We start from the raw sequence: 24,945 nt of genomic DNA on the forward strand, positions 1-24,945 counted from the left end.
TTGGTCAGCCGAGCAGTGGGAACCAGCCCGCCGACTCACCCAGTTCCAGCCGGTCCCGGTCGGTCAGCGGGACGCGTCCGGTGGCCTTCAGCAGGAAGTCGTGGTCGTCCCACGCGCTGGGTCGAACGGTGTCGTCGCTGAGCAGGCCGTCCATGGTGGCTACCGCGACGCGTACCGCCAGTGGGCCGGGCGGCGGCGCGTCGGGCAGTTCCAGCGTCAGGTCCAGGTGGTGGACGGCCGCCTCGGTGGTCAGGGTGGAGAGGAAATCCGGTACGCGCAGCACGTGTCCCTGGGTGGTCACGTACCCCTCGGGGTCGGCTGACGTGGCGGCGCGGACCGCCGCCGGCGCGGTGTCCCGCCAGAGCTCGACGATCCCGGTCGGGCGGTCGAAGGCGGCAGCCGATCGGCGGACCCACCAGGCGTGCCGGGCGGCCCCGTCGTCGCCGCCGGGAAAGTCACGCCAGTAGCTCACGTCGTCGACGTCGGCGGGGCCGTCGACGGGGCTGGCCAGGGCGACGAGTGCCCGCTGGGCGTCGCCGAGCACGTGCAGGAGCAGGTCGGCGACGAGCCAGCCCCGGCAGCGGGTGGCTCGTTGCAGACCGGCGTCGTCGAGGCGGGCGACCACCGCGGTGATGCCGTCGTACGCCTGGGCCAGCGCCTCGTCCGGTCGGATCGCGGTCATGCGATTCAGCCTCGCATGAAGCATCGCCCCCGCCAACGATCATTGGCCCGGGTGGTGTGCCCGGGCCGACGCGTGGATCGACCCGGGCGGAAGGTCGGCCCTGGGATCAGCCGAACATGTCGTCGAGGAAGCCCTTGCGCTTCTTCTGCCGGTAGTGGCCGTGGTAGCCGTGGTGCTGTTGCTGCTGGTGGCCGTAGGCCGGCTGCGGCGGGTAGCCGTGGGCGGGCGGGGGCGGCGGCGGGACGGCGCCGTAACCGGGCTGGTGCGGCGGGGGCGGCGGGGGCGGGTAGCCGGCCGGCTGCTGCGCGGGCTGCCCCGGCGCGCCGCCGGTCTGTTGGCGGCTCCAGTTGGCCTCGGCCTCGAACAGCTTCTCCAGCTCACCGCGGTCCAGGAAGATGCCTCGGCACTCCCCGCACTGGTCGATGACGACGCCGCTGCGCTCGTACTGGCGCATTTCTCCGTGACACTTGGGACAGGTGAGGCTACTCATCGCCCGACGGTACCCGGTGTTTCTATGCAGTTGCTGTGAGCGCCTCGGTGACTTCTTCGTCGGACACTTCGTGGAAATCGTCGTAGTAGACGCTGACCGCGCCGAAGTCGGCCGGGCGTTGCGCGCAGATGACCTGGTCGGCCTCGGCGGCGAGCAGTTCGTACGCCTCCTGCGCGCCGACCGGGACCGCGACCACGACGCGGTGTGCTCCGAGTTGGCGGACGACCTCGACGGCGACGCGGGCGGTTGCGCCGGTGGCGAGGCCGTCGTCGACGATCACGGCCGTCCGCCCGGTGAGGTCCAGCTGTGGGCGGTCGCCCCGGTAGAGCCGTGCCCGGCGCTCCAGTTCGGCCTGCTCCCGATGGCGGACCTCGGCGATGTCGTCGCTGCTGAGTCGGCTGGCCACCGCGTCGTTGAGCACCTGGACACCGCCCGGCCCGAGTGCGCCGAAGGCGACCTCCCGGGCCCACGGCATGCCGAGCTTGCGGACGACCAGTACGTCCAGTGGTGCGCCGAGGCGTTCGGCGACGACCCGGGCGACCGGCACGCCGCCACGGACGAGGCCCAGGACGACGACGTCCGGTTCGCCGATGAGTGCGGTGAGCCGTTCGGAGAGCACCCGGCCGGCGTCGGCCCGGTCGCGGTACGTCGTCATGCCTTCAGGTTTACGCCCTGATGCGCCGTTCCGCTCGGAAGTTAGGCCGAAGTGGTCCGACCGGACCGCTCATCGGCAACCGCGGCGGTCGGTGTGTCGCCCGGGCGGTGCAGGGCGGGAGCCCAGGTCAGCAGGGCCAGCGGGTACAGCAGGTAGCCGAAGCGGGTCGAGGGCATCAGGGCGATGGCGGCGAGCAGCCCGTACCCGCAGATGAGCGCGGTGGCGACGGCGGTGCGGGGCGGGCGGCGGGCGAGCCGGACGGCGATGGCCACGCCGGCGGCGACCAGCAGCCCGGCGGCGATCAGCCGGCCGGCGGGTAGCGCGTTGGCGATCAGGTAGCCGGGGAACGGGGACTGCGCGGGGCTGGTGACCAGCCCGTGGCCGAGGGGGAAGCGCAGCACGTTCTCGGTGAGGGCGTCGCGGTCCACCAGCAGCGCCGGCAGTAGTGCGGCGATGGGCAGTCCGATCGCGCCGACGGCGACTCGGGTGCCGGCGCGTCGGGTAAGGCCCCAGACGATCAGGACCAGGGCGACCGGCCAGGCGAACAGCTTCAGCGCGCCGGCGAGTCCGACCGCGAGGCCGGCCCGGCCGGGTCGGTCGGCGGCGGCGAACGCGAGGGCCAGCAGGCAGAGCGCGAGTACGGGTAGGTCGTCGCCGCCGGTGGCGAGGGTGAGGGCGCAGATCGGCAGTACGGTGGCGGCCTGCACGCCGCGCAGCAGGGCGGCGTCCCGTCGGTGGGTCGCGGCGGTGGTCGGTTCGCCGGTGGTGGCCGGTGTTCTGCGCAGGGCGGCCACGGCCAGGGCGAGCGCCAGCGCGGTGCCCACCGCGAACCAGACCCGGGAGTCGGTCCACCAGGTGTCGAGCAGTGCCCTGGGCAGGCCGAACATCGCCATGCCGGGCTGGTACGGGGTGTAGCCCATCAGTTGCTCGCCCGGTGGCAGGGCGGCGATGGCGTCGGGTCCGAGGTAGGGCGTGCCGTGTTCCAGGAGGCGGCTGCCGGCCTGCTCCACGACCAGCACCTCCTCCTGGGCCCGGTCGGTGCGCCCACCGGCCCGGTCGATGCTCTGCCAGGCCAGGGGCAGCAGTGTGGTGGTGGCCCAGGCGAGACCGGTGACCGCCCAGCGGGCTGGCAGACCGGTCAGCCGGGAGGTTGGAGAGCGTCGACGCAGCAGAAGTTGGACGATCACCGTCAGCGTTGCGAGCAGGTAGCCGACGGCGGCGACAGCGCCCCAGGCGCGGTGCGGCAGCAGGGTGGACGTGACCGCGGTGATCGCGGCGAAGGTGGCCGACACGGCGTAGAGGCCCAGGTCGAGGGCGAGTCCGCCGGCGGCGTTGTCGAGCGTGCGCCAGTGCCAGCGACTGCGGTCGGCGGTCGGGTCGTCGACGATCACGCGCGACAGTCTGGCAGACCGGGCTGCCGCGCAGCGGGGCGATGCCTGCTCAGGCGGGCAGGTGTGGCAGGCGGTCGGGCTTGGAGCGGCCCGCCTGGCGGCGGTTCTGGCTCAACCGGATCACCGCCCCGGTGTCGTGCAGCGGCGCGGCGAGGGCGCCCGGTCGGCCGCCCGAGCCGCGCTGCATCGCCGCGAGCAGGGTGCCGGACGGCATCGGCCGGGCGAACAGATGCCCCTGGCCGGCGACGCAGCCCAACTCCCAGAGGGCCCGCCGCTGCGGCTCGCTCTCCACGCCCTCGGCCACCACGTCCAGGTCGAGGCTGCGACCCAGGTCGAGGGTGGAGCGGATGACGGCGGCGGCCTCCGCCGAACTCTCCATCGTCGTCACGAAGCTCCGGTCGATCTTCAGCTCGTGAACCGGGATTCGGGAGAGCAGCGAGAGTGACGAGTAGCCGGTGCCGAAGTCGTCCAACGCCAACCGGACCCCCTCGTCGCGGAGCCGGCTGAGCACGCGGTCGACCACGTCGAGTTGGCTGAGGGTCAGCGTCTCGGTCAACTCCAGGACCAGCCGGTCCGGTGGTAGGTCGTGAGCGCGGAGTCGGGCCAGCACCGAGCCCGGGAACCGCGCGTCGAGCAGGCTGCGCGGGGACACGTTGACCGCGACCGGTACGTCGAAGCCGGCGTCGCGCCAGCTCACCGCCGCGATCAGCGCCTGGTCGAGGATCGCTTCGGCGAAGGCCGGTAGCAGGCCGGACCGTTCCACCGCCTCCAGGAACCGCAGCGGATCGATCAGGCCGTGGGTGGGGTGGTGCCAGCGGGCCAGCGCCTCAGCGCTGGTCACCTCGCCGGTGCCCAGGTCGACGATCGGTTGGAAGTTGACGACGAACTCGTGGTCGGCGACCGCGCGCGGTAGGTCACCGCCGAGGGTGAGGCGACCGAGGTCGGCGGTGTCGCGGGTCGGGGCGTACGTGGCGATCCGCTGCCCGGCCCGCTTCGCCTGGTACATGGCCACGTCGGCGCAGCGCAGCAACTCGGCCATGCCGCCGTTGGACGGGGCGCCGGAGATCCCGCCGCTGGCTTCGACGCTGATTCGCATGCCATCCAACTCGAACGGCTCGTGCAGGGCGGCGAGCAGGGTCTCGGCCCGGTGCGCGGCGACCGCCGGGGCCGGCAGACCGCGCATGAGTACGGCGAACTCGTCGCCGCCGAGGCGGGCCACCAGGTCGCTCGGCTGGGCCGCACCCCGCAAGCGGTCGGCCACCTGCACCAGCACCTGGTCGCCGGCGGCGTGCCCGAGCGTGTCGTTGACCTCCTTGAAATGGTTGAGGTCGATCAGCACCAGCGCGGTCACCCCGTCGGCATGGCGGGTGCTCAACTGTTCGGTGCCCTCGTCGAGGAGGTGCCGGCGGTTGGCCAGGCCGGTCAGCGCGTCGTGCGAGGCCGCGTACGCGTGCTCGTCGGCGACCCGGGCCAGTTCGGCGTACGCCTGGGCGTTGCGGACGGCGGTGCAGAGCGCGGAGGCGAAGGTCCGCAGGGTGTACTGCTCCCGTTCGGAGAGCTGCACCGGGCCGCGGAAGCGCAGTCGAAGCATGCCGACGTCGACCGTCCGGTCGTGGCCTTCCAGCGGCGCGGGGACGATAGTGCCGTCCACGTCGGTGGGCGTGCCGGTCGGGCCGTCGAAGGTGATGCCGCCGGTGCCGCCGCGTACGGTGCGGCCGCCGTCGTGCAGCTCGATCTCGACCTCGTCGGCGGAGAACAACTCGGCGGCCTGGGTTACGGCGGTGGTGAGGACGTTGTCCAGGTCGACCACGTTGAGCGCGTCGGTGGTGCGGGCGAGCCGCTGCCACGCCTGCTGCTCGGTGCGGCCTCGAATGCGTGCGGAGTAGGCCAGGTGCAGGCTCAGGACCAGGGGTGGGACGGCGAGCAGGAGCCGGGGGTCCGCCTGGAGGGTGAGCAGGGTCAGAGCCGCCACGACGAACCGGACCGCGTAGCCAGCCAGGCGAAGATCCAGGTTGCTGCGGAACTGAGTTGAGATTTTGGTGCCGGAGGCGAGCGCGATCACGGGGATCGCCAGCACCTCGTCGAGGAAGGCGGCGAGGAGGTACGCCACCGACAGGATCCCCACCAACTGCGGGGCCTGCATGGCGGGCCAGGTCCAACCGAGCAGTGCGAAGGCAATGCCTGCTCCGGCCGCGACGAGGATGTTCTTGCCGACGCCGAAGGCCAGCTTCATCGGTGGTAGGCGGGCCGAGGCGATGGTGATCCCGATGCAGGTGCAGAGCACCACCCATGGAACGGGAGCAATGGCAGCCGCAATGACGATGGCGGCCTCGCTCCAACTGATCAGGTGCACCGTGGACCGGACACGTACGCGCGTCTTGACGAACGCACCCAAGGCGATCATCGCGGTCAGCGTTACCAGCGTTGCTGCGTCGGGTGTCGGAGCCTCGGCGGCAGGGAAGGTCAGTCTGAGGGAGGCGAGCGCAACGATCGTGGCAGCAACGACGAGGAGACCGACGATCAGCCGTAGCCGTCGATCGGTCCCGTCATCGCGTCGTTGTGAAGAGGCCACGCAACTCCTGGATTACCTCGCCTGTCGTGCTCGCAACCATATCGCCGGGCGATGCAGAAGTCCTGCACCGATGTCAGCCCCACTCGTTTCCGCGCATTTCACCCACCCTCTCCTTCGTGAGCTTGTCGGACTCCGTTGGAGCCGACTCTCTACGAATGGAGCTTAAATGGGGTTGGCCCTAGTTAGGGATGATAAATGTCGTTATCCTCAACATTAGTTAATCCTGTGCACATAAGTGACATTCTGTTTGCGTTCCGGTGCGGAGAGCGCTGGGATGCTCGCCTGTTGCATCCGGTCCGTCGCGGAATGTCGCGAGCCGTGGCGACTGATTAGACCGCGCCCTCAGTGTGGGTGGTTTGGTGCCGCAACTCATCCGCCGATTCGGTCGACCACCCGCCAGCTTCTGGCAGGAGTCCCCTTCGTCGACTGCGGCTTTCGCTCCTTCTTTCCGTGATGCGGTAGGAGTTGAGAACGCTGAGGCAACAGATGGTTCTTGCAATGTTCGCATTGCACTCGTCGGGCCAGTCGCACTGGCCGGTCGCAGGAGCCTTCACAGCGGCGGCTTGATTGGCACCGGGCGTCACATCCGGTGCCCGTAAGCTTCGGGGCGTGATCGGCTGAATACCCCGCTGGGGCAGGGGGACGGGTGGAGATTCAACTTCTGGGCGGCCTCTCGGTGCACCTGCTCGGTCGCAAGCTGCACCTGGGTACGCCTAAACAGCAGGCCGTCTTCGCGATGCTCGCGGTCCAACCCGGGCAACTGGTGACCGTCAACGACCTGGTCGACGAGCTGTGGCCAGACGGCCCGCCGCGCTCCGCGGTGGCGAACGTACGGACCTACGCCGCCAACCTGCGCCGAACCTTCGAGACTTTCGACTCTGGTCAGGGCGTCATCGTCAGACAGCAAAGCGGCTACCAGCTCACCCTGGAGCCGGAAGCTATCGACGTGTTTCGCTTCGAGATGGAGTTCGCTGCCGGCCGGGAAGCCCTGATAACCGGCCACGTGGGCCGGGCCTTGGCACGATTGGCATCGGCCGTGGCGCGCTGGCGGGGGCCGATGCTCGCTGGCATGTCGCTTGGGCCCGTGCTCGGCGCACGCGTGGTGGCCGCCGAGGAGGAGCGTCTGCTGGCCGTGGAACTCTTCGCCGACGCGCAGCTCAGAGTGGGGCGGAGCGACCTCGCGATCCCCCTGTTGCGGGAGGCCGTCGCCCGTCATCCTCTTCGGGAACCGGCGTACGCCCTCCTCACTCGAGCGCTGCATGAGCGAGGTGACCATGCGGGAGCGCTCGTCGTGTACGACGAGGTTCGGACGAAGCTGATGGCCGAACTCGGCGTCCTCCCGGGTTCCGACCTCCAGGCTCTCCACCGCACGATCGTTTCGGCGGTGCCATCCCAGCGAACGGCGAAGCGCGCCGCACCCCGCCCGGCTGGCCCGAGCGCCCGCCGTGTTTCGGAGGCAGCTTCCCCGGGCGGTGTCCCGGTTCCCGAAAGAGCAGCACCCCGGCACGATCCGGTGGATCACCTCCCCCGAGCGGTCACCGACTTCGTCGGCAGGGAGGATATGGTGTCGCGGCTGCTGGCGGAGACCCGGCGGGTCGAGGAGAGGGTGCCAGCCGTGCACATCATCGACGGCATGGCGGGTAGCGGTAAGACGACCCTCGCCGTGCACCTGGCCCGCCGGTTGGCCGATCGATACCCGGACGCCGCGCTGTTCATCGACCTGTGCGGGCACGGCGAAAAGGGCCGGGTGGAGCCGGCGAGTGCTCTGGTCACCCTGCTTCGACAGTTGGGCGTTCCGGCTGGCCGTGTACCGGTGGAGTTCGACGACAGGGTGGAGTTGTGGCGACAGGAACTGGCCCGCCGGAGGTCAGTGGTGGTGCTCGACAACGCGGCGAGCAGCGAGCAGATCATGCCTCTGCTTCCGGCCGAGCCGACCACCGTCGTGCTGGTTACCTCGAGGCAGCGTCTGTCCCACCCGGATGTCGGGCCCTCGCAGACGCTGCCGCTCCTGAACCCGCAGGAGAGCCTGGATCTCCTCAGCCTGAGCATCGGTCGGGACAGGGTGGAGGCCGAGTCGGAGGCGGCCGCCGAGGTGGTGCGTCGGTGCGGGTATCTCCCACTGGCGATCCGGCTGGCCGGTGCGCGGCTAGCGCACCGGCGCGGCTGGCGGTTGGCGGACCTTGCCGAGCAGATGGCTGGCGACGCTGCGGTGCTGCACCACCTGGCCCAGGAAGAGAGCACTGTCACCGGAGCTTTCGCCGCTTCCTATGAGCCGCTTCCGAGTTCGACCAAGCGTGTCTTCCGATTCCTGGGCCTGTATCCCGGCAGCCGATTCGGCCCGCCAGCAGTCGCCGCACTGACTGGTCTGACGATCGCGGAAGCTCGCGCGGCGCTCGACGACCTCGTCGACCGGAACCTGGTCGAGGACCTGGACTCGACGCGATATCGACTGCACGACCTCATGCGGCAGTACTCCATCGAGCTGTGTTCGCGTACCGACTCCGCGAGTGACCGAAAGGCTGGGTTGGCTCACCTGTTCGACTTCACTCTGGCGGTGGCGTTGAAGGTCGCCAAGACGCTGGAGCCCAACGACCTGGAATTTCGCGTCACACATCTCCCGTTCGGGCGACCTGAGTTGGTCGACGCGATCGGGGAGCCCACCGCTGACTGGTTGGAAGCGGAGCGGACGGACCTGGTAACGATGGTGAGGGCAGCACTCGATGAGGGCTTCCACGAGCACTCGTGGCGGCTGGCCCGTGCCCTCTGGCGATTCTGTTACATCCGCGGATATTTCGAGGACATCATCACGACCCACCGGCACGCGCTGACCGCAGCGGACGCATCCGGGGACGTCGGTGCAGCGGCACTGATGAACAACTACCTTGCTTCCGGATATATCCGGACTGGCAACAATCGGGAAGCACTGCATCATCTGACCCGCGCTGTCGCCCTCTCCGAAGACTCGCGGGACGTGCTCAGAACCGCGCGATACCGCGCCAATCTCGCTGCTGTCTACTACTGGAGCGGCAACCTGACTGAAGCGGTGAGGGTCGGTCTTGAGCGCCTGCGTGACTACAAGGGATACGGCAAAACCAAGGTGCCGATGGCGCTGCCGAACCTCGGCATGGCACTTACCTCATTGGGTCGCTACGAGGAGGCGCTGCGGATACACCGCCTGCACCTGGCCTGGGCCCGGACGAACTCCGACGTCTTCCACACACTCAACGCCCTCAGCCACATCGGCGCCGTACGGGTCCGCATGGGCGACCTTCCGCAGGCGATCCGCATTCTCCTGGCCTCCTTGGCGCTGCGCGATCGCACCGGCCACCGGTATGCCGAGGCCGAGGTGCGCAACGACCTCGGGATCGCCTATCGCGGTCTGGGTCGTCTGGTGGAGGCCCAGCAGGAGCACGAGTTGGCTCGGAAGCTGTCGATCGGTTCGGGGGAGCGACACGTCGAGGCCGCTGCGCTCAACGAACTCGGCCGTACCTTGCTGGCGCAGGGGCGGGGTGGCGAGGCGTCCGAGGTGCACCAGGAGGCGTTGCGGTTGGCCACCCGGATCGCGCACCCCCACGAGCAGGGTCGAGCGTTGGCCGGGCTCGCCGAACACTTCGCCCGCGTCGACCCGGCCGAGGCGCGGCGGCACTGGGAGCGCGCGTTGGCGATTTTCCGACGGATGGGCGTGCCGGAGCGCTTCGAGGCCGAACGTCGTCTCGCCGAGTTGACTGGCGCGACAGTGGTCGCAGAGCGCTGACCAGCCTGAACGGCGCTTATCGATTTCTTATCGGCAGGCCCGGTAACCTACCGGCCGTATCGACGAACGGGGGAGGTTCTGCCAGTGGGCAGAACCGGGTCGTCGACACGCGCCCGCTGCCGGGTCCCCCAGCGACCTCGGCGGCGGGCTGGTGAGGGAGGAGCGGCGTCGGGGCCGTTGCGCCGTCAGCACCCGGTGCGGTGGCCAGCGTGACGCCGCTCCTTCCGACCGCCGTCGTACCGCACCGATAGGCTCACGACCGTGACCGAACCCGCGCAGCTCAGCCACGTCGATCGCGCCGGCGCGGCCCGCATGGTCGACGTCTCCGCCAAGGCGGTGACGGGTCGGTTGGCCGTCGCGGCCGGCCGTTTGCGGACCACGCCCGAGGTCATCGACCTGCTGCATCGCGACGGGCTGCCCAAGGGTGACGCGTTGGCCGTCGGGCGGCTGGCCGGGATCATGGGGGCAAAGCGCACTCCCGATCTGATCCCGCTCTGCCACCCGATCGCCCTGCACGGCGTCACCGTCGACCTGCGGCTGACCGCCGACACCGTGGAGATCACGGCCACTGCCCGCACGGCGGACCGGACGGGGGTGGAGATGGAGGCACTGACGGCGGTTGCCGTCGCCGGTCTCGCACTGGTCGACATGGTCAAGGCGGTCGACCCGGCGGCCTCGGTGGAGGCGGTCCGGGTGCTGCGCAAGGAGGGCGGCAAGACCGGCGAGTGGGTTCGGCCGGAGGACCGGCCGTGATTCGGGCTCGGGTGATCGTCGCTTCGAATCGGGCCGCGGCCGGTGTCTACGCCGACACCAGCGGGCCGCTGCTCGTCGCCGGCCTGCGTGAGTTGGGCTGCCAGGTCGACGACCCGGTGGTGGTGCCCGACGGTGAGCCGGTCGGCGACGCCTTGCGGGCCGCCCGCGCCGACGGTGTCGAGGTGGTGCTGACCAGCGGTGGCACCGGTGTGACCCCGACGGATCGGACCCCGGACGTGACCCGGGGCCTACTGGACTACGAGATCCCCGGCATCGCCGAAGCGGTCCGCGCGCACAGCCGTGACCGCGTGCCGACGTCGGTGTTGTCCCGGGGCCTGGCCGGGGTCGCCGGTCGGATGCTGGTGGTCAATCTGCCCGGCTCGACCGGCGGCGCCCGGGATGGCCTGGCCGTTCTCGGGCCGATCCTCGGCCACACCGTCGACCAGCTCCGCGGTGGGGACCACTGACCGGTGCGCGCCAGGCCCGGGCGGGTGTCGGTCCGTGCCGATAGGCTCGGTCGGTGAGCACGGAAACCGCACCCACCGCGGATCGGGTCACCGCACCACCGCCGGCCGGGTGGGAAGAAGCCCGTTCGCGGGTCTACGCGGTCGGTCTGGCCGCCGCGCTGCCCGCCGCCGCCCGACCACTTGTCGACACCGACGGGTCGACCCTGGCCGAGCCGTTGACCACCCGCACCGACCTGCCGGCGTTCCCGACCTCCAGCGTGGATGGCTGGGCGGTGCGCGGCAGTGGGCCGTGGCGTGTCGTCGGCCGGGTCCTGGCCGGCAGCACCCCCGCGCCGCTCACCGAGGACGACACCACAGTCGAGATCGCGACCGGTGCGATGGTGCCCGAGGGCGCCACCGCCGTGCTGCGGGTGGAAGAGTCGACGAGCGCTGACGGCCTGGTCACCGGTGTTCCCCGGGAGATGCCCGAGTGGCGGAAACCCGGCGAGGAGGCGTACGCCGATGAGGAGTTGTTGCCGACCGGCACGCCGGTCGACCCGGCGGTGATCGGCCTGGCCGCGGCCTGCGGGCACGACACGCTGCGGGTCCGGCGGGCGCCGCGCGCCGCGCTGCTGGTCTTCGGCGACGAGCTGCTGACGGCGGGCCCGCCCGCGGCCGGTCGCATCCGCGACGCGCTGGGCCCCGCGGTGCCGGCGTGGCTGCGGCGCTACGGCTGCCAGGTCCGCCCATCCGACGTGGTCGGCCCGGTGGCCGACACGTTGCCCGCGCACGTGGCGGCCCTACGCTCGGCGCTGGGTCACGCCGATCTGGTCTGCACCACCGGCGGCACCATGAACGGCCCGGTCGACCACCTGCACCCGACCCTGGAGGCGCTCGGCGCCGACTACGTGGTCAACACGGTGGCGGTCCGCCCGGGCTTCCCGATGCTGCTGGCCCGGCTGACCGGCCCCGACGGGCGAGCCCGGTTCGTGGCCGGGCTGCCGGGCAACCCGCAGTCCGCCATCGTCGCGCTGGTGTCGCTTGTCGCCCCGCTGCTCGCCGGCCTCCAGGGCCGGTCGATGCCGGTGCTGCCGCAGGTCACGTTGGCCGAGGCGGTGCCCGGTCGCGGTGACCACACCCACCTGGCGTTGGTCCGACTGGACCGTTCCGCCGGCGTCGCGTTCCCGGTCCGACACGTCGGCTCGGCGATGCTGCGGGGCCTGGCCGGCGCGGACGGGTTCGCTGTCATCCGGCCCGGCACCAGCGGTGAGCCGGGCGACCGGGTGCCGATCGTGCCACTGCCGTTGTTTCCCGGGGAGCGTGCGTCATGACCGCGCCAGCGATCACCTTCGGCGAGGTCACCGACCAGCCGCTCGACCTCGCCACGCACGAGGCGGCGGTCGCCGACCGCCGGGCCGGCGCCGTGGTGTCCTTCCAGGGCGTGGTCCGCGACCACGACCACGGTCGCCAGGTCACCAGCCTGGAGTACGAGGGCCACCCGAGCGCCGCACAGGTGCTGCGCGAGGTGGCCGCCGAGATCGCCGCGGAGCCCGACGTCTACGCGGTGGCGGTCTCGCACCGGGTCGGCCCCCTGGTGATCGGTGACGTGGCGCTGGTCGCCGCGGTGTGCACCGCGCACCGGGCGGCGGCCTTCGCGGCCTGCGCCCGACTGGTCGACGAGGTCAAGGCGCGACTGCCGATCTGGAAGCGGCAGGTCTTCACCGACGGCACCGAGGAATGGGTCAACTGCCCCTGACCGTCAGCGGCGGCCGTTGACCACCACGGCCCGGGCGAGCCGGTCGCCGTAGAACGCCGGCTCCGCGCCTGGGCGCCAGGGCAGCGCGGCGACCAGGACGATCAACGCGAGGGCGAGCGAGTTCTCCATCAGTGCCCCGAACAGGCCGTCCTGGTAGTGCGACATCTCCGGCAGTTGGTGTTCGTACGGCCAGATCGGAGAGATCAGGAAGAGCAGGTAGAGCCCGATCGCGGCGAAGCCGTGGCGGAGCCCGGTCAACGTCGGGTACCAGATCGGCGGGCGGAGCCCGTTGACCCCGGGTAGACCGCCGAAGACCGGCCCCTGGCCGGTGCGCTGCGGCATCCCCCGGCTCGCCTCGCGACGACGCACGGCGGCGTCGGCCAGCACGATGATCGCCGGGATCACCCAGACGAGGTGGTGCGTCCACGAGATCGGGCTGATCACGTTCGCGGTGAGACCGACCAACGTGAAGGCGGTCAGCTCGTCACCGTCGGCGCGGGAACTGGCCGCGCGGGACAGGCCCAGCGCCAGGACCAGCACCGAGAAGGCGAGCCACAGCAGCCCCGGGGTCTCGATCGAGTCGTACAGCCGGGCGAGCAGGCCGGCGAGAGACTGGTTGGGCGTCATGTCCGCCGCGCCGACCCGTTCGGTCTGCCACAGCACGCTGCCGAAGTAGGTCCGCGACTCGTCACCGACGATCGCGAAGGTCCCCACCGTCACGCCGATCGCGGTGCCGATGGCGGTGGCCGCCACCCGCCACTGACGGGTGATCAGCAGGTAGGCGATGAACAGCGCCGGGGTGAGCTTGACCGCTGTGGCGAGGCCGATACCGGCCCCCGCCCAGGCCCCGCCGTAGATGAAGCGCAGCAGCGGGCCGTCGGTGGCGGCGTAGTGGGTGCCCCGGCGGGACCGCCAGCGAAGGCCGATCAGGTCAGCCATGATCAGGGCGAACAGCAGGATGTTGACCTGGCCGTAGCCGAGCGTCTCCCGAGCTGGCTCGATGGCGACCGCGAGTGGCACCGCCAGGGCCACCGTGAACCACAGTGGCCACCCCAGTCGGTCCACGATGGGTCGGAGCAGCCCGGCCAGCACCAGCGCCAACGCGGCGATGCTGGCGGCGGCGTTGACCAGGCCGGCCGCGCCGATCGGCAGCTGCGCCATCGGCAGCATGACCAGCCCGGCGAAGGGCGGATAGGTGAACCCGAGTGTGGTTTCGGGCGCGATGAACTCGTAGAGCTCGTGACCGCTCGCCCACCACACCACGGCACCGTGGTAGATCTTCATGTCGAAGAAGTTGTACGGCCGCCCGAAGGTGCCGATGGCAAGCCATGCGGCGTAGGCGACGGCGGCCACGATGGCGCCCCGTACGACGTTCCTGCGATCGATCCCGCGCGTCACACGGTCGATCCCGCGTGTCACACGTTGGATTGGGGCGAGGCGGTCCGCCCGTCTACCGACATCCGTCGGCATGGCGTGGCCACCCCCGTACCAAGGTCGTCCTACCCGTCCAGGTCCTGCACGGAGCCTAGAACGGCGCCTCACGTCAGTGCCTCCCGCGTTATGCGACCGTGTCCGATCCCACACATGTTTTTGACATTTCCACCGCGTTAACGCCTACCGGGTGGTTCAGGTAATTCGTGGCCTTAGCGAGGGGTGGGGGTGGGACGGAGACGGATCGACGCAGGTCAGCCGGGGAGTCGACGTGCGGTGGACGCGGAGCGGACGGCGATTCGGGCCTCGCGGCGGGCGGTGCGGACGGCGCGTTGCATGGAACGTCGAGAGTGGCCGATGCGATGGCCCGTCCGCCACCGCAGGCCCGGCTTGCCGCCGGTGTCCGCCGCGGCGAGCAGCAGACCGCCGAGGAGCCCGAGGTTCTTCAGGACGTGAATCTGATTGTTGTTCTTGGCGATCGGGTCGTCGTTGTTCCAGAAGGGATGCCCGGCGATGGTCACCGGCACCAGCGTGCCCGCGAGAACCAGCGCCGCGGGTCGGCTGAACCGGCCGGTGGCCAGCATGAGACCGGCGCTGACCTGCACGGCCGCGTTGAGCCGGATCAACGTCTCGGTCTCGGTGGGGAAGCTCGGGTGTGCCTTCTTCAGCACCGGTGCGACCTTGTCGGTCACCGGTTTGGCGGCCACCGCGAGCCGGCCGGGGTCGCGTAGGTTGCGATACCCGCTGACCACGAAGATGCCGCTCAGCATGGCGCGGGCGAGGGAGCGTACGGGCGTCATGGATCAGTCATACCCCGTCGCGGCGTTTGCTACCCGGTCAACCGCAGGATCGGATTGGTGTTCGTACACGTGCGCCACGCCGAATCGAGCGACAGTCACTGATGGACGGGCGCCGGCGGGTAACGTCGCGCGGGTGACCACGCTGCGGCTACGCCCCGAGGACCCGGCCGACGCCGGCCCGGTCCGCCGCGTACTGGCCGCCGCCTTCGCCCGCCCGGACGTGGCGACGCCGCCCGAGGTCAGCCTGGTCGACGAGCTACGCGACACCACGGCCTGGTTGCCGGAGTTGGCAATGGTCGCCGAGTACGGCGGTGAGGTGGTCGGCTACGCGCTGCTCACCCGGGTGCGGCTGCGGCCGGAACGAGGCTCGGACGTGCCCGTCCTGGCCCTCGGCCCGGTGGCGGTCGCGCCGCACCGGCAGCGTGTCGGGCACGGCACGGCGGTAGTGCAGGCCGCCCTGGACGCCTCCACCGAGTTGGGCGAGCGGCTCGTCGTCGTCCTCGGTGCCCCGGTCTTCTACCGCCGGTTCGGGTTCGGCCCGGCGAGTGAACTGGGCCTGACCGGCCCGTGGGCCGGCCTCGGTGAACCCTGGCAGGCGCTGGTGCTGCCGCCGTCCACCAGCGAGGAGGGCCCCCCGCCGCGCGGTGAGGTGCTCTTTCCGGCGCCCTGGTCGAAGGTCTGACCGGGTCGACGCCGGTTGTCGGGGGTCAGGCCGGCTGTGTCCGCAGGTACCGGCCGAAGTGCGGGACGGTGAAGGCGACGGTGCCCCGCTCACCGGAGTAGATCAGCCCCTTCTTGATCAGCGCGTCCCGGGCCGGTGACAGACTGGCCGGCTTGCGGCCGAGGGCACGGGCGATCTCCGCGGTGGGCACCGCGGCGTCCATGTCGTCGCGGACCACAGCGCCGGGCTCGCCCTCGACCGCGGACATCATTGCCATGGCCCGCATGTACTCGCGTTCGGCGGGAGTGGCCCGTTCGAACCGGGAACCGAAGAACCCGACCGCCAGCTCGGCCTCCGCCTCGGGTGCGGCGACCCGCACATCGGCGGCGGTGATCGGCGAGCGTGGCGCGTGGTCCCAGGTGGCCTTGCCGTACGCCTGGACGAAGTAGGGATAGCCCCCGGACTTCTCGTAGAGCAGGTCGAGTGCCTTCTGCTCGTACTCGACCTCCTCGCGCTCGGCGGGCGCGCAGAGCGCCCGGTCGGCGGCGATCCGGTCGAGCCGGTCGATGCGTTGATAGCGGAACAACCGTTCGGAGTACGACTTGGCGGCGCTGAGCACGGCCGGCAGGTGCGGAAGGCCGGCGCCGACGACGATCAGCGGCGCGCCGAGCTGGGACAGCTCGTGGCAGGCGGCGCAGAGCGCGGACACGTCCTCCGGGCCGAGATCCTGCATCTCGTCGATGAAGATGGCGATGCCGGTGCCGACGTCGCTGGCCACGGCGGCGGCGTCACTGAACAGTTCGACCAGGTCGATCTCGATGTCGCCGGAGTCGGCCCGGCCGCTGGCGGCCGGCACGTCGATGCCGGGCTGCCATCGGTCACGCAGCTTGGTGGCGGCGCCGGCCCGGCCGGTCGGGTTGGACCGCTGGGCGAACGCCTTGAGGACGCCGAGGAACGCGTCGATCCGGTCTGGTGCGCGGTGGCGGGGGGCGAGCTCCCGGACCGCCATGTGCAGTGCGGCGGCGACCGGTCTGCGCAACGACTGGTCGGGTCGGGCCTCGATCTTGCCGCTGCCCCAGAGCCGGTTGATCGCCTGCGACCGGAGTGTGTTCAGCAGGACCGTCTTGCCGACGCCCCGCAGCCCGGTGAGCATCAGGCTGCGCTCGGGTCGACCCCGGGCGATGCGCTCGAGCACGATGTCGAAGACGTCCAGCTCTCGCCCCCGCCCGGCAAGTTCGGGCGGACGCTGACCGGCGCCCGGCGCGTACGGGTTGCGGACCGGATCCACGCATCGCAGATTATCGGGCCATCTAGCTGCGAGGCTAGACATGGATAGATGGGGCTACCGGCGTGTCGAGACCGTCGACCAAAAACTAGGGCTGTCTAGCGTGGACGCTAGACAGCCCTAGTTTTGGCAATCGGACCAGCGATCGGCCAGATCGGTCTAGCGCTTCTTCAGACAGAGCACGTAGTCGAACAGGTCGACCGAGTTGTCGTGCACATAGTTCGCTGTCGCCTGCGGCGCGAGCGTCTCGCACCGGTCGCCGTCGGTGGTAGCCGGAATTCGCAGCAGCACCTGATAGGTGTTCGGGGCGCAGGGCACCTTGCGGAGTTCCGCGTCGTCCTCACTGCCGTCGTTCACCACGCAGTCACCCCTGGCGAACTCCTCGCCCGGAGTCGGGGCGGCCGACGTCGGGGCGTCGCTGGGCAGCGCGGGTGGAACGCCCGGGGCACTCGTCGACGGGGTACGTGCCGCGTCACTGCCAGCGTCGGCCACCTTCCAGACCGCCCATCCGGCCAGGCCGAGGCACGGACAGAGCACGAGCAGCACCACCACAGTGATGATGAGGGCGACGTTGCGGCCGGTCTTCTTCGCCGGCGCGACGGGCGGCGTCCCGTACCCGCCGGGAGGCTGCTGACCCCACGGCGCGGGTGGCTGACCCGGCATCGGCCCGGCCGGCTGACCCGGCATCGGCCCGGCCGGCTGACCGGGCATCGGGCCCGCCGGTGGGTACGGCCCGGCCGGTGGGAACGGCCCCGCCGGTGGAAACGGGCCGGGCGGTGGGTAGTCCGGGCCTGAGGTGGGCGGCGGCGCCCACATCGGCGTGGTCGGCGGCTCCGGGTTGGTGGGCGGCGGCGCCCACATGGGTGCCGTCGGTGGCTCCGCGCCGGTCGGCGGGGGACCCCACTGCTGCCGCGTCGGGTCGTCACCGGGCGGCGAGGTGCTCCACTGGGGCACCGTCGGGTCGACCGGCGGTGAGCTGTCCGGCCCGCTGGGCGGGCGCTGGTACGGGTCGTCCGGCTGATCGGAACCCGCAGGTCCGTAGGTCGTCATGTCATCCCCTGGAGTGGAGGGTCTCAGCGTTGCTTGAGGCAGAGGACGAAGTCGAGAGTGTCCAGCTCACTGTCGAAGAAATACCAGTTCGTGTAGCCCTCGACCTTGCCGCACTTGGCCTCGGCGTCCCGCTCACCGCTGGTCGGACCGTCGATCCGGCTCAGCACCTCGTACGACTTCGCGGTACAGCCGCTGATCAGCAGCTTCGGCTTGCCGCCGGCGGTGCCGTCGTTGCGGACGCACTGGCCGACCTTCGCGAACCGGGGATCGGCCGACGACTCCGGCGCGGCCGCGCTCGGCGCGGGCTCGACGGCGTCCGCGCTGGGCTCACCGGCAGCGGCCGAGTTGCTCGGCGCGGCTGCCGGCGCCGGGTCGCTCTGCCCACGGCGTAACCAGAACACGCCGGCGACGGCGACCACCAGCAGTACGACGGCCAGTACCGCGATCAGCGGCCCTCGACCGCGCCGGCTCGGTGCCGGATCCTCGCCGTACGGGTCGTCGGGCCGGTACGGCTGCCCGCCGTACGTCGGGGTCGGCGGGGTCGGCTGGTACGAGCCGCCGTAGGGCGTGCGGGGCTCGTGGCCGTAGGGCGTATCCGTCCCGCCACCGTAGGGCGGGTTGGGTGCCGCACCGTAGGGCGGGTTGGGTGGACCGCCGTACGGCGGCTCGGGCCGTCCCTGCGGCGCGTGCGGGTACGCCGGAACCGCCGGCGGGTAGGGCTCCGGCGCGGGCGGGTAGGGCTGCTGCGCCGGTCGACCGGGCGTCTCGTCGGGTCTTTGCCCACGCCACGGCCCTGGGTGGCCGCCCCCCGGTTGTCCGTAGTTCGTCATGCCGCCCTCCTGCACGAGTGGTGAGAGGCCGGCCACCAAAGCGCGACGCGGGCTCCGGGGTCACCGTAGCGTGGTCCACTGATGAGCTCACCTCCACAGAGCGCCACGGCCCTCGCCGGCCGTCGTGCCAGCAGCACGCCGACACTGATCTGGACCGCGTTGATCGTGGTCTACGTGCTCTGGGGGTCGACCTATCTGGCCATCCGGATCACCGTGGAGACGATGCCTCCGCTGCTGTCGGCCGCGCTCCGGTTCGCCGTGGCCGGCCTGGTCCTGGCGGTCGTGCTGCGACTGCGTCGAGGCCCCGGCGCGCTGCGGGTGGACCGACGGCAACTCGGCTCGGCCGCGCTGGTCGGGGTGCTCCTGCTCGCCGCTGGCAACGGCCTGGTGGTGCTCGCCGAATCGGGGCCGCCGGGAGTGGCGGTGCCGTCCGGGATCGCCGCGCTGCTGGTGGCCACTGTGCCGCTGCTGGTGGTGCTGTTGCGCTCGGCCACCGGGGACCGGCCGCCGATCTGGACGTTCGCCGGGGTCACAGTGGGATTCGTCGGCCTCGTCCTGCTGGTGCTGCCGGGAGGTGGTTCGGCAGCGGTGCCGCTGGTCGGGGCGTTGACAGTGGTGGCGGCGGCCACCTCCTGGTCGGTCGGGTCGTTCCTGTCCGGACGGATCCGGATGCCCGCCGACCCGTTCGTGGCCACGGTGTACGAGATGATGGCCGGCGCGCTGGTGCTGGTGGCAGTCGCCGCCGGTCGGGGCGAACTGGCCGACTTCCACCCGGCGGCGGTGAGCACCCGGTCCTGGGTGGCGCTGGGCTACCTCATGGTGGCCGGCTCGCTGGTGGCCTTCACCGCGTACGTCTGGCTGCTGCACAACGCGCCGATCTCGCTGGTGTCGACGTACGCCTATGTGAACCCGGCGGTCGCGGTGGCGCTCGGCGCGCTGCTGGTGTCCGAGCCGATCACCCCGCAGGTGCTGCTCGGCGGTGCTGTCATCGTCGCCGGGGTCGCCCTGGTGGTGACCACCGAACGGCCACGTCGGGCGGGCACGGGATCACGATCGGGGGACACGCCGGTGCGCGACGGCCAGTAACGTCCGGCCCATGTCGGCCGCCGCGCTGGTGTCGATCGCGCTGCTCGGCGCGCTGGTCGGCCTCGTCGTACCCCTGGTGTCGCGGCGCTTCGCCATGGTGGAGGCCCGGCCACTGGCGTTTCCACTGCCGCAGCCGGTCCGGCAGCCCTGGGTCGACCCGATGGTGGCGGCCGGTGTCTTTGTCGGCCTTGCCGTCGCCGTTGGTGACGACGGGGCGCTGCCGGTCTTCCTCGCGGTCGCGGCGGTCGGTCTGGTGCTGGCGCGAGTCGACCTGGCCTGCCTGCGGCTGCCCGACCCGCTGGTGCTCGTCGCCGGGTTGCTGGCCCTCGGAGGGCTGACCACGGCGGCGCTGCTGTCCGGCACTCCCGGCCGGCTGCTCGGTGCGCTGGGAGGTGCGACGGTCGCGGGCGCGGCGCACGTGCTGCTGGCAGTGCTGCCCGGCTCACGGCTGGGTTTCGGGGACGTGAAACTCGCCGCCGTCCTCGGCCTGCCGCTCGGCTGGTTGGGGTGGGAGGCCCTGCTGACCGGGCTGCTCCTGCCGCACGTGCTGCACGGCGGTCTGGTGCTCGGCCTGCTCGCCGCCGGAAAGGTGCACCGGAACACCCTGCTGCCCCTCGGCCCGGCCCTACTCACCGGCGCCTGGCTCGCCGCCCTCCTCACCTAACCCACCCCGCCCGCCCCCCACGCCCCCCCCGCCCCCGCCCACGGCTTCGTCGATCTTGCAGTTTCTGCGCCGACATAAGGTGCATCCCACGCACAACGACGACCGAGAGTGCAAGATCGACGAAGTTGGGAGCCAGGGACCGGGGTTAGATCAGGCGGAGCTGGCGGTCCTTGGGGCGGCGGGGCTCGGCTTCGCCGAAGCGTTCGAAGAGGCCCGGGTCGATGGTGTTGAGGAACGGTGAGGGGGCGCAGTCGCGCTCCGCGCCGTGGCGGGTGCGGCGGGCGGCGTGACTGACGTACAGCCGGTCCTGGGCTCTGGTCAGACCGACGAAGAAGAGCCGGCGCTCCTCGGCGACGGCGTCCTCGTCGGGCGTCGAGCCCGGCCAGCGCAACGGCAACAGCCCGTCCTCGACACCGACCAGGAAGACCACCGGGAACTCCAGGCCCTTCGCGGCGTGCAGGGTGAGCAGCGTGACCGCCTCGGCCCGCGGGTCGAGCGCGTCCACCTCCGCGCCCGTGGCCAACTGCGACAGGAAGGCCTCAAGATCGTCACCGCAGCGTCGGGCCAGCGGGGTCAGCAGGTCCACGGCCGAGCGGACGTCCTCGGGACGGACCGTGCTGCCGGCGCCATCCAGGGTGGGCACGGCGAACCGCTCGGCGACCACCTGACCGGCCAGCCGCACCCGGGCGGCAAGCGAGCCGGCCAGACCGTCGGCGTGCCGTAGCTCGCGGGCGATGGCCGCCACTCCGGGCCTGTCCCGCAGTCGGTCGTGGGAACGCTTCTGCACGGGAATGTTCGCCCGGGTCAGGGCGTCCACGATCGGGGCGGCCTGGGCGTCGGTGCGGTACAGCACGGCGATGTCGGAGAACGACAGCGAGGTGGACCGGCCGTCGATGCGGCCCGAGTCCAGCGAACGGTGCGACAACCCGCCGACCAGATCGTCGACGGTACGCACCACGAAGTCGGCCTCCTCGATCACCGACGCCGCCGGGTAGCGCCCGACCAGCGGAGCCTCCGGGTCGAGCCGGGCCGGGTCCAGTCGCCGGCCCCGGACCAGCGAGGACGGCGCGATGGCCTGCACGGCGGCGGCCAGGATCGGGGCCGACGAGCGGTAGTTGCGGTTGAGCCGGACCAGTCGGGCGTCGGTGAAGTCCTCGGAAAAGCGCAGGAAGTAGCCGACGTCGGCACCCCGGAACGAGTAGATGGCCTGGTCCGGGTCGCCGATCGCGCAGAGGTTGCCGTCGGCGGGGCTGAGCAGCCGCAGCAGCTCGTACTGCACCTCGTCGACGTCCTGGTACTCGTCGACGAAGATCCACCGCCAGCGCTCCCGGTACCGTTCGACAAGCTTCCGGTCGGCCCGCAGCAGCTCCACCGGCAGGGTCACCAGTTCGTCCAGGTCGACCAGGTCCTGCTTGCGCAGCAGCGACACGTACGCGGCGCTGTCGTCGCCGGCCTCGGTGCGGGCCGCCGCCCGCTCGGCGTCGTCGGCGATCCGGAAGTCGGTCGGGAGACCCGCCGCGCCGACGTTCTCCCGCAGGATGGTCAACCCCAACGCGTGGAACGTACCCACCGTGACGTCCTCGGCGACCGGGCCGAGCAGGCCGTCGAGGCGGTGCCGCAGCTCCTCGGCTGCCCGGCGGGTGAACGTGATCGCGAGGCAGTGCTCGGGGAAGACGTTCAGCTCCGCGCAGAGGTACGCGATCCGGTGGGTGAGCGTCCTGGTCTTGCCGGTGCCCGGACCGGCCACGATGAGCAGCGGACCGCCTGGTGCGGAGGCCGCCACCCGCTGCATGGCGTCCAGTCGGTCCAGCAGGCCGGTGCCGACCTCCTCCATGCCGGAGAGCATCGGCTCGAACGGCTCGTGCGGAGACGGCGGCGACGCGATCGGCGGCGCGGGCGCCGGGACCGGCTTCCGCTTCGGCTCCGCCTTGGCCGCCGCCGGGCGCTTGGCCGGGACCCGGGGAGCCGGCTCCGCGGGCCGTCGCTGCGCCGGCACCGGTACGTCGAACAGCGTCTCCTGCGCGCCAAGCTCGGCCGGGTCGAAGAGCGTGATCACGCCGTACTCGCCGTCGTAACCGGGCACCCGGCGGACGTCGCCGCGCCGCAGCCGTCCGATGCCCTCGGCGAGCAGCTCACCACCGGTCTGCGCGATGTCGCTCAGCGGGGTCGTGGTCAGGATCTCCAACTCGGGGCCGAGTGCGGCCAGTAGCTCGTTGAGCCGACCCTCGACCTTCTTCGACCGGGCACCCACCTTGTTGATCTCGCCGAGGATCTCGGCCAGCGGCACCAGGTGGGTGACGTCCCGGGCGTGCGCCGGCCGGTGCCCGTCCGGGCGGTCGGCCAACTCCTCGATCCGGCTGAGGACACCCACGGTCAGTGGCTTGCCGCACTCGGGGCAGCGCCCGCCGGCGGCCCGGGTGCGCTCCGGAGACCAGTTGACCCCACACAGCCGGTGCCCGTCCGCGTGGTACTTGCCCTCCTCGGGGAAGAACTCGATGGTGCCGGCCAGGCCGTCACCCGTACGCAGCGCCTCCCGAACGGCGAAGTAGTCCCGTTCGGCGGTCAGCACCGTCGCCTCCCGGCCGAGCGCCGGCGGCGAGTGCGCGTCCGAGTTGGACACCAGTTGGTAGCCGTCCAGGCTGCCGACCCGCCAGTTCATCGCGGGGTCGGAGGAGAGCCCGGTCTCCACGGCGAAGATGTGCTCGGCCAGGTCGGCGTAGCAGTCCGCGATCGCGTCGAAGCCGGACTTCGAGCCCAGCGCGGAGAACCAGGGAGTCCAGATGTGTGCCGGCACCAGGTAGCCGTCCGGGCTGGCCTCCAGGGTGATCTCCAGCAGGTCGCGGGAGTCCAGTCCGAGGATCGGCCGGCCGTCGGAACCGAGGTTGCCGATCCGGCCCAGCGCGGTGTTGAACCGGGCCACCGCGTCCAGATCCGGCAGGTAGATCAGGTGGTGCACCTTGCGGGTCCGGTCGTCCCGCTTGTAGATGGTGGAGATCTCCACGCTCAGCATGAAACGGACCGAGCCCGCCTCCGCGTTCGGCGCGAGTCGGGGTGGCAGCCGCCGGGCGAGGTCCCGTTCCGCCTCCGGGTCGAGCCGGTAGAGCCCCGGTTCGGCCGGGCGCAGCGTCTCCCGCAGGTGATCGTACCAGGCGGGGTGGGTGAAGTCGCCGGTGCCGAGCAGGCCGATGCCCTTACGCCGGGCCCACCACGCGAGGTTCGGCAGGGTGAGGTCACGGCTGCACGCGCGCGAGTACTTCGAGTGGATGTGCAGGTCCGCGACGAATGGCGGTAGGCCACCGGGGGGTACGGCGCTGAACGGGGGCACGCCGCATCCTGTCACGCCCGCCGCACCGGCCACCCGCCGCCACGCGCGTACGTGACCTCCGCTATGCGGAGCGCAGCTCGACCAGACTGATCTGCGGCTCCGCCCCGACCCGGACCGGCGGCCCCCAGAAACCGGCGCCGTTGGTCACGTAGACCTTGGTGCCGTCGACCTCGCCGAGCCCGCTGACCACCGGCTGCTCCAGCCCGACCGCCAGGTTGAACGGCACCATCTGCCCGCCGTGGGTGTGCCCGGACAGTTGCAGGTCGACGCCGTAGCGGGCCGCCTCCTTGGCCGCCAGCGGCTGGTGCGCGAGCAGGACCACGGGTCGGCTCGGGTCGCGGTCACCGAGGGCGGCGGCGAAGTCCGGCCCGGCGGCGAGGCCGGTGCCCGCCCCGGTGAGGTCGTTCACGCCGGCCAGGTCGAGCACACCACCCCGGGCCTGGATCTCCTGCCGCCGGTTCTGCAGGACCCGCAGACCGAGCCGGTCGACCTCCTGGACCCACTCCTCCACGCCGGAGTAGTACTCGTGGTTGCCGGTGACGAAGAAGCTGCCGTAGCGGGAGCGAAGGTCGCGCAGCGGCGCGGCGGCCGAGCCGAGTTCGGCCACGGAGCCGTCGACCAGGTCACCGACGACAGCGACGATGTCCGCGTCGAGCCGGTTGATCGCGGCGACGATCCGCTCGGTGTGCGCCCGCCCGCGCAGCGGGCCGAGGTGGATGTCGGAGACGGTGGCGATGCGCAGACCGTCCATGCTGCGGGGGAGTTTGGCCAGCGGGATCCGCACCCGGTCGAGGTGGGGCGGGCCCAGCGCCGTGCGGATGCCGTACCCGGTGATGCCGGTGGCGGTGAGGCCGGCGAAGATGGCCGCCCCACGGGCCAGCAGCAACCGACGGGACGGGTCGTGGTCCGGTGCCGCTACGGCGCCGGCTGCCGGTGGCTCGGTCGGCCCGGAGGCACCGACCAGCACCGGCTCGGGCGCGGCGGTGGTGGGCTCCGCGGCAACCACCCGGCGACGCAGCACCAGCCGGGTGACCAGCATCGGGACTTCCAGCACGACCAGTACGACCAGCAGGTAGAACATCAGCGCGAGCCACAGGTAGCCCGGCCAGGCGAGCCAGTAGAGCCCGGCCTGCGTCCCGGCGAGGGTGACCGGCACGAGCAGGGCCAGCACCAGGGCGGCGATCCCGCCGATCCGTCGCCAACGGCCCGGCGTGGTGGTGTCCCGAACGAGCCGCTTCCACAGGTAGAGGTGGATCAGACCGGTGACCAGCGCCAGGACGGCCACGAACCCCAGAACCGCCATCATGTGTGCGC

General features: G+C 71.5%; 19 protein-coding genes and 1 pseudogene. 8 read left to right on the forward strand and 12 right to left on the reverse strand.

Annotated elements, in window-relative coordinates:
* Positions 1-4 precede the first annotated feature (4 nt).
* The 5 genes from OG598_RS27265 to OG598_RS27285 form a co-directional block, all read right to left on the reverse strand.
* On the reverse strand, positions 5-682 hold the full coding sequence (locus OG598_RS27265) for a maleylpyruvate isomerase N-terminal domain-containing protein (RefSeq protein WP_328651657.1): 678 nt from the start codon (positions 680-682) through the stop codon (positions 5-7).
* A gap of 106 nt (positions 683-788) precedes the next feature.
* Positions 789-1,172 carry a TFIIB-type zinc ribbon-containing protein gene (locus tag OG598_RS27270; RefSeq protein WP_328651658.1) on the reverse strand — a complete coding sequence of 128 codons (384 nt, stop codon included), beginning with the start codon at positions 1,170-1,172 and terminating at the stop codon, positions 789-791.
* A 22-nt stretch (positions 1,173-1,194) separates the two neighbouring features.
* Positions 1,195-1,827: a phosphoribosyltransferase gene (locus OG598_RS27275; RefSeq protein WP_328651659.1), complete on the reverse strand. Its 633-nt coding sequence runs from the start codon at positions 1,825-1,827 to the stop codon at positions 1,195-1,197.
* Between the two features lie 41 nt (positions 1,828-1,868).
* Positions 1,869-3,218 carry a glycosyltransferase family 87 protein gene (locus tag OG598_RS27280; RefSeq protein WP_328651660.1) on the reverse strand — a complete coding sequence of 450 codons (1,350 nt, stop codon included), beginning with the start codon at positions 3,216-3,218 and terminating at the stop codon, positions 1,869-1,871.
* 49 nt (positions 3,219-3,267) lie between these two features.
* Positions 3,268-5,790 (reverse strand): putative bifunctional diguanylate cyclase/phosphodiesterase, encoded by a 2,523-nt coding sequence (locus tag OG598_RS27285; RefSeq protein ID WP_328651661.1) that lies wholly within the window; start codon positions 5,788-5,790, stop codon positions 3,268-3,270.
* 646 nt (positions 5,791-6,436) lie between these two features.
* Here OG598_RS27285 and OG598_RS27290 point away from each other — a divergent pair.
* The 5 genes from OG598_RS27290 to OG598_RS27310 all read left to right on the forward strand — a co-directional run bounded on the left by OG598_RS27290 (position 6,437) and on the right by OG598_RS27310 (position 12,499).
* Entirely contained in the window at positions 6,437-9,544 is a 3,108-nt protein-coding gene (locus OG598_RS27290) for an AfsR/SARP family transcriptional regulator (protein ID WP_328651662.1), read from the forward strand.
* A 261-nt stretch (positions 9,545-9,805) separates the two neighbouring features.
* The gene (moaC, locus tag OG598_RS27295; protein WP_088987073.1) at positions 9,806-10,297 is read left to right on the forward strand and encodes a cyclic pyranopterin monophosphate synthase MoaC; all 492 of its coding nucleotides are present in this window, start codon (positions 9,806-9,808) and stop codon (positions 10,295-10,297) included.
* On the forward strand, positions 10,294-10,764 hold the full coding sequence (locus OG598_RS27300; RefSeq protein ID WP_328651663.1) for a MogA/MoaB family molybdenum cofactor biosynthesis protein: 471 nt from the start codon (positions 10,294-10,296) through the stop codon (positions 10,762-10,764). The genes moaC and OG598_RS27300 overlap by 4 nt, the downstream gene beginning before the upstream one ends.
* Positions 10,765-10,817: 53 nt before the next feature.
* Positions 10,818-12,074 carry a molybdopterin molybdotransferase MoeA gene (locus tag OG598_RS27305; RefSeq protein WP_328651664.1) on the forward strand — a complete coding sequence of 419 codons (1,257 nt, stop codon included), beginning with the start codon at positions 10,818-10,820 and terminating at the stop codon, positions 12,072-12,074.
* On the forward strand, positions 12,071-12,499 hold the full coding sequence (locus OG598_RS27310) for a molybdenum cofactor biosynthesis protein MoaE (RefSeq protein ID WP_328651665.1): 429 nt from the start codon (positions 12,071-12,073) through the stop codon (positions 12,497-12,499). The genes OG598_RS27305 and OG598_RS27310 overlap by 4 nt, the downstream gene beginning before the upstream one ends.
* Positions 12,500-12,502: 3 nt before the next feature.
* On the opposite strand, the gene OG598_RS27315 is transcribed toward OG598_RS27310, so the two are convergent.
* A complete protein-coding gene (locus tag OG598_RS27315) occupies positions 12,503-13,969 on the reverse strand; it encodes a glycosyltransferase 87 family protein (RefSeq protein WP_328651666.1) in 1,467 nt (488 codons plus the stop codon).
* Between the two features lie 215 nt (positions 13,970-14,184).
* On the reverse strand, positions 14,185-14,730 hold the full coding sequence (locus OG598_RS27320; RefSeq protein WP_112583895.1) for a DoxX family protein: 546 nt from the start codon (positions 14,728-14,730) through the stop codon (positions 14,185-14,187).
* Positions 14,731-14,863: 133 nt separating this feature from the next.
* Here OG598_RS27320 and OG598_RS27325 point away from each other — a divergent pair, with 133 nt between their 5' ends.
* The gene (locus OG598_RS27325; RefSeq protein WP_091396674.1) at positions 14,864-15,412 is read left to right on the forward strand and encodes a GNAT family N-acetyltransferase; all 549 of its coding nucleotides are present in this window, start codon (positions 14,864-14,866) and stop codon (positions 15,410-15,412) included.
* A 25-nt stretch (positions 15,413-15,437) separates the two neighbouring features.
* Here OG598_RS27325 and OG598_RS27330 read toward each other — a convergent pair whose 3' ends face one another.
* The 3 genes and pseudogenes from OG598_RS27330 to OG598_RS27340 all read right to left on the reverse strand — a co-directional run.
* A complete protein-coding gene (locus tag OG598_RS27330; RefSeq protein ID WP_091396677.1) occupies positions 15,438-16,679 on the reverse strand; it encodes an ATP-binding protein in 1,242 nt (413 codons plus the stop codon).
* Between the two features lie 156 nt (positions 16,680-16,835).
* Entirely contained in the window at positions 16,836-17,339 is a 504-nt protein-coding gene (locus OG598_RS27335; protein ID WP_328655450.1) for an LppU/SCO3897 family protein, read from the reverse strand.
* A gap of 410 nt (positions 17,340-17,749) precedes the next feature.
* Positions 17,750-18,232: pseudogene (locus OG598_RS27340) on the reverse strand (LppU/SCO3897 family protein); the annotation flags it as partial.
* Between the two features lie 405 nt (positions 18,233-18,637).
* Here OG598_RS27340 and OG598_RS27345 point away from each other — a divergent pair.
* Both OG598_RS27345 and OG598_RS27350 read left to right on the forward strand, forming a co-directional pair.
* Positions 18,638-19,642 (forward strand): EamA family transporter, encoded by a 1,005-nt coding sequence (locus tag OG598_RS27345; RefSeq protein WP_328651667.1) that lies wholly within the window; start codon positions 18,638-18,640, stop codon positions 19,640-19,642.
* 10 nt (positions 19,643-19,652) lie between these two features.
* Positions 19,653-20,306 (forward strand): prepilin peptidase, encoded by a 654-nt coding sequence (locus tag OG598_RS27350; RefSeq protein ID WP_328651668.1) that lies wholly within the window; start codon positions 19,653-19,655, stop codon positions 20,304-20,306.
* A 145-nt stretch (positions 20,307-20,451) separates the two neighbouring features.
* Here the strand turns inward: OG598_RS27350 and OG598_RS27355 are convergent, their stop codons facing one another.
* Positions 20,452-23,631, reverse strand: coding sequence for a UvrD-helicase domain-containing protein (locus OG598_RS27355; protein WP_328651669.1), 3,180 nt, complete (start codon positions 23,629-23,631; stop codon positions 20,452-20,454).
* A 61-nt stretch (positions 23,632-23,692) separates the two neighbouring features.
* On the reverse strand, positions 23,693-24,937 hold the full coding sequence (locus tag OG598_RS27360; RefSeq protein ID WP_328651670.1) for a metallophosphoesterase: 1,245 nt from the start codon (positions 24,935-24,937) through the stop codon (positions 23,693-23,695).
* Positions 24,938-24,945 lie beyond the last annotated feature (8 nt).

Origin of the sequence: Micromonospora sp. NBC_00330 (assembly GCF_036136635.1) — a bacterium.
In the GTDB taxonomy this organism is placed as follows: domain Bacteria; phylum Actinomycetota; class Actinomycetes; order Mycobacteriales; family Micromonosporaceae; genus Micromonospora; species Micromonospora salmantinae.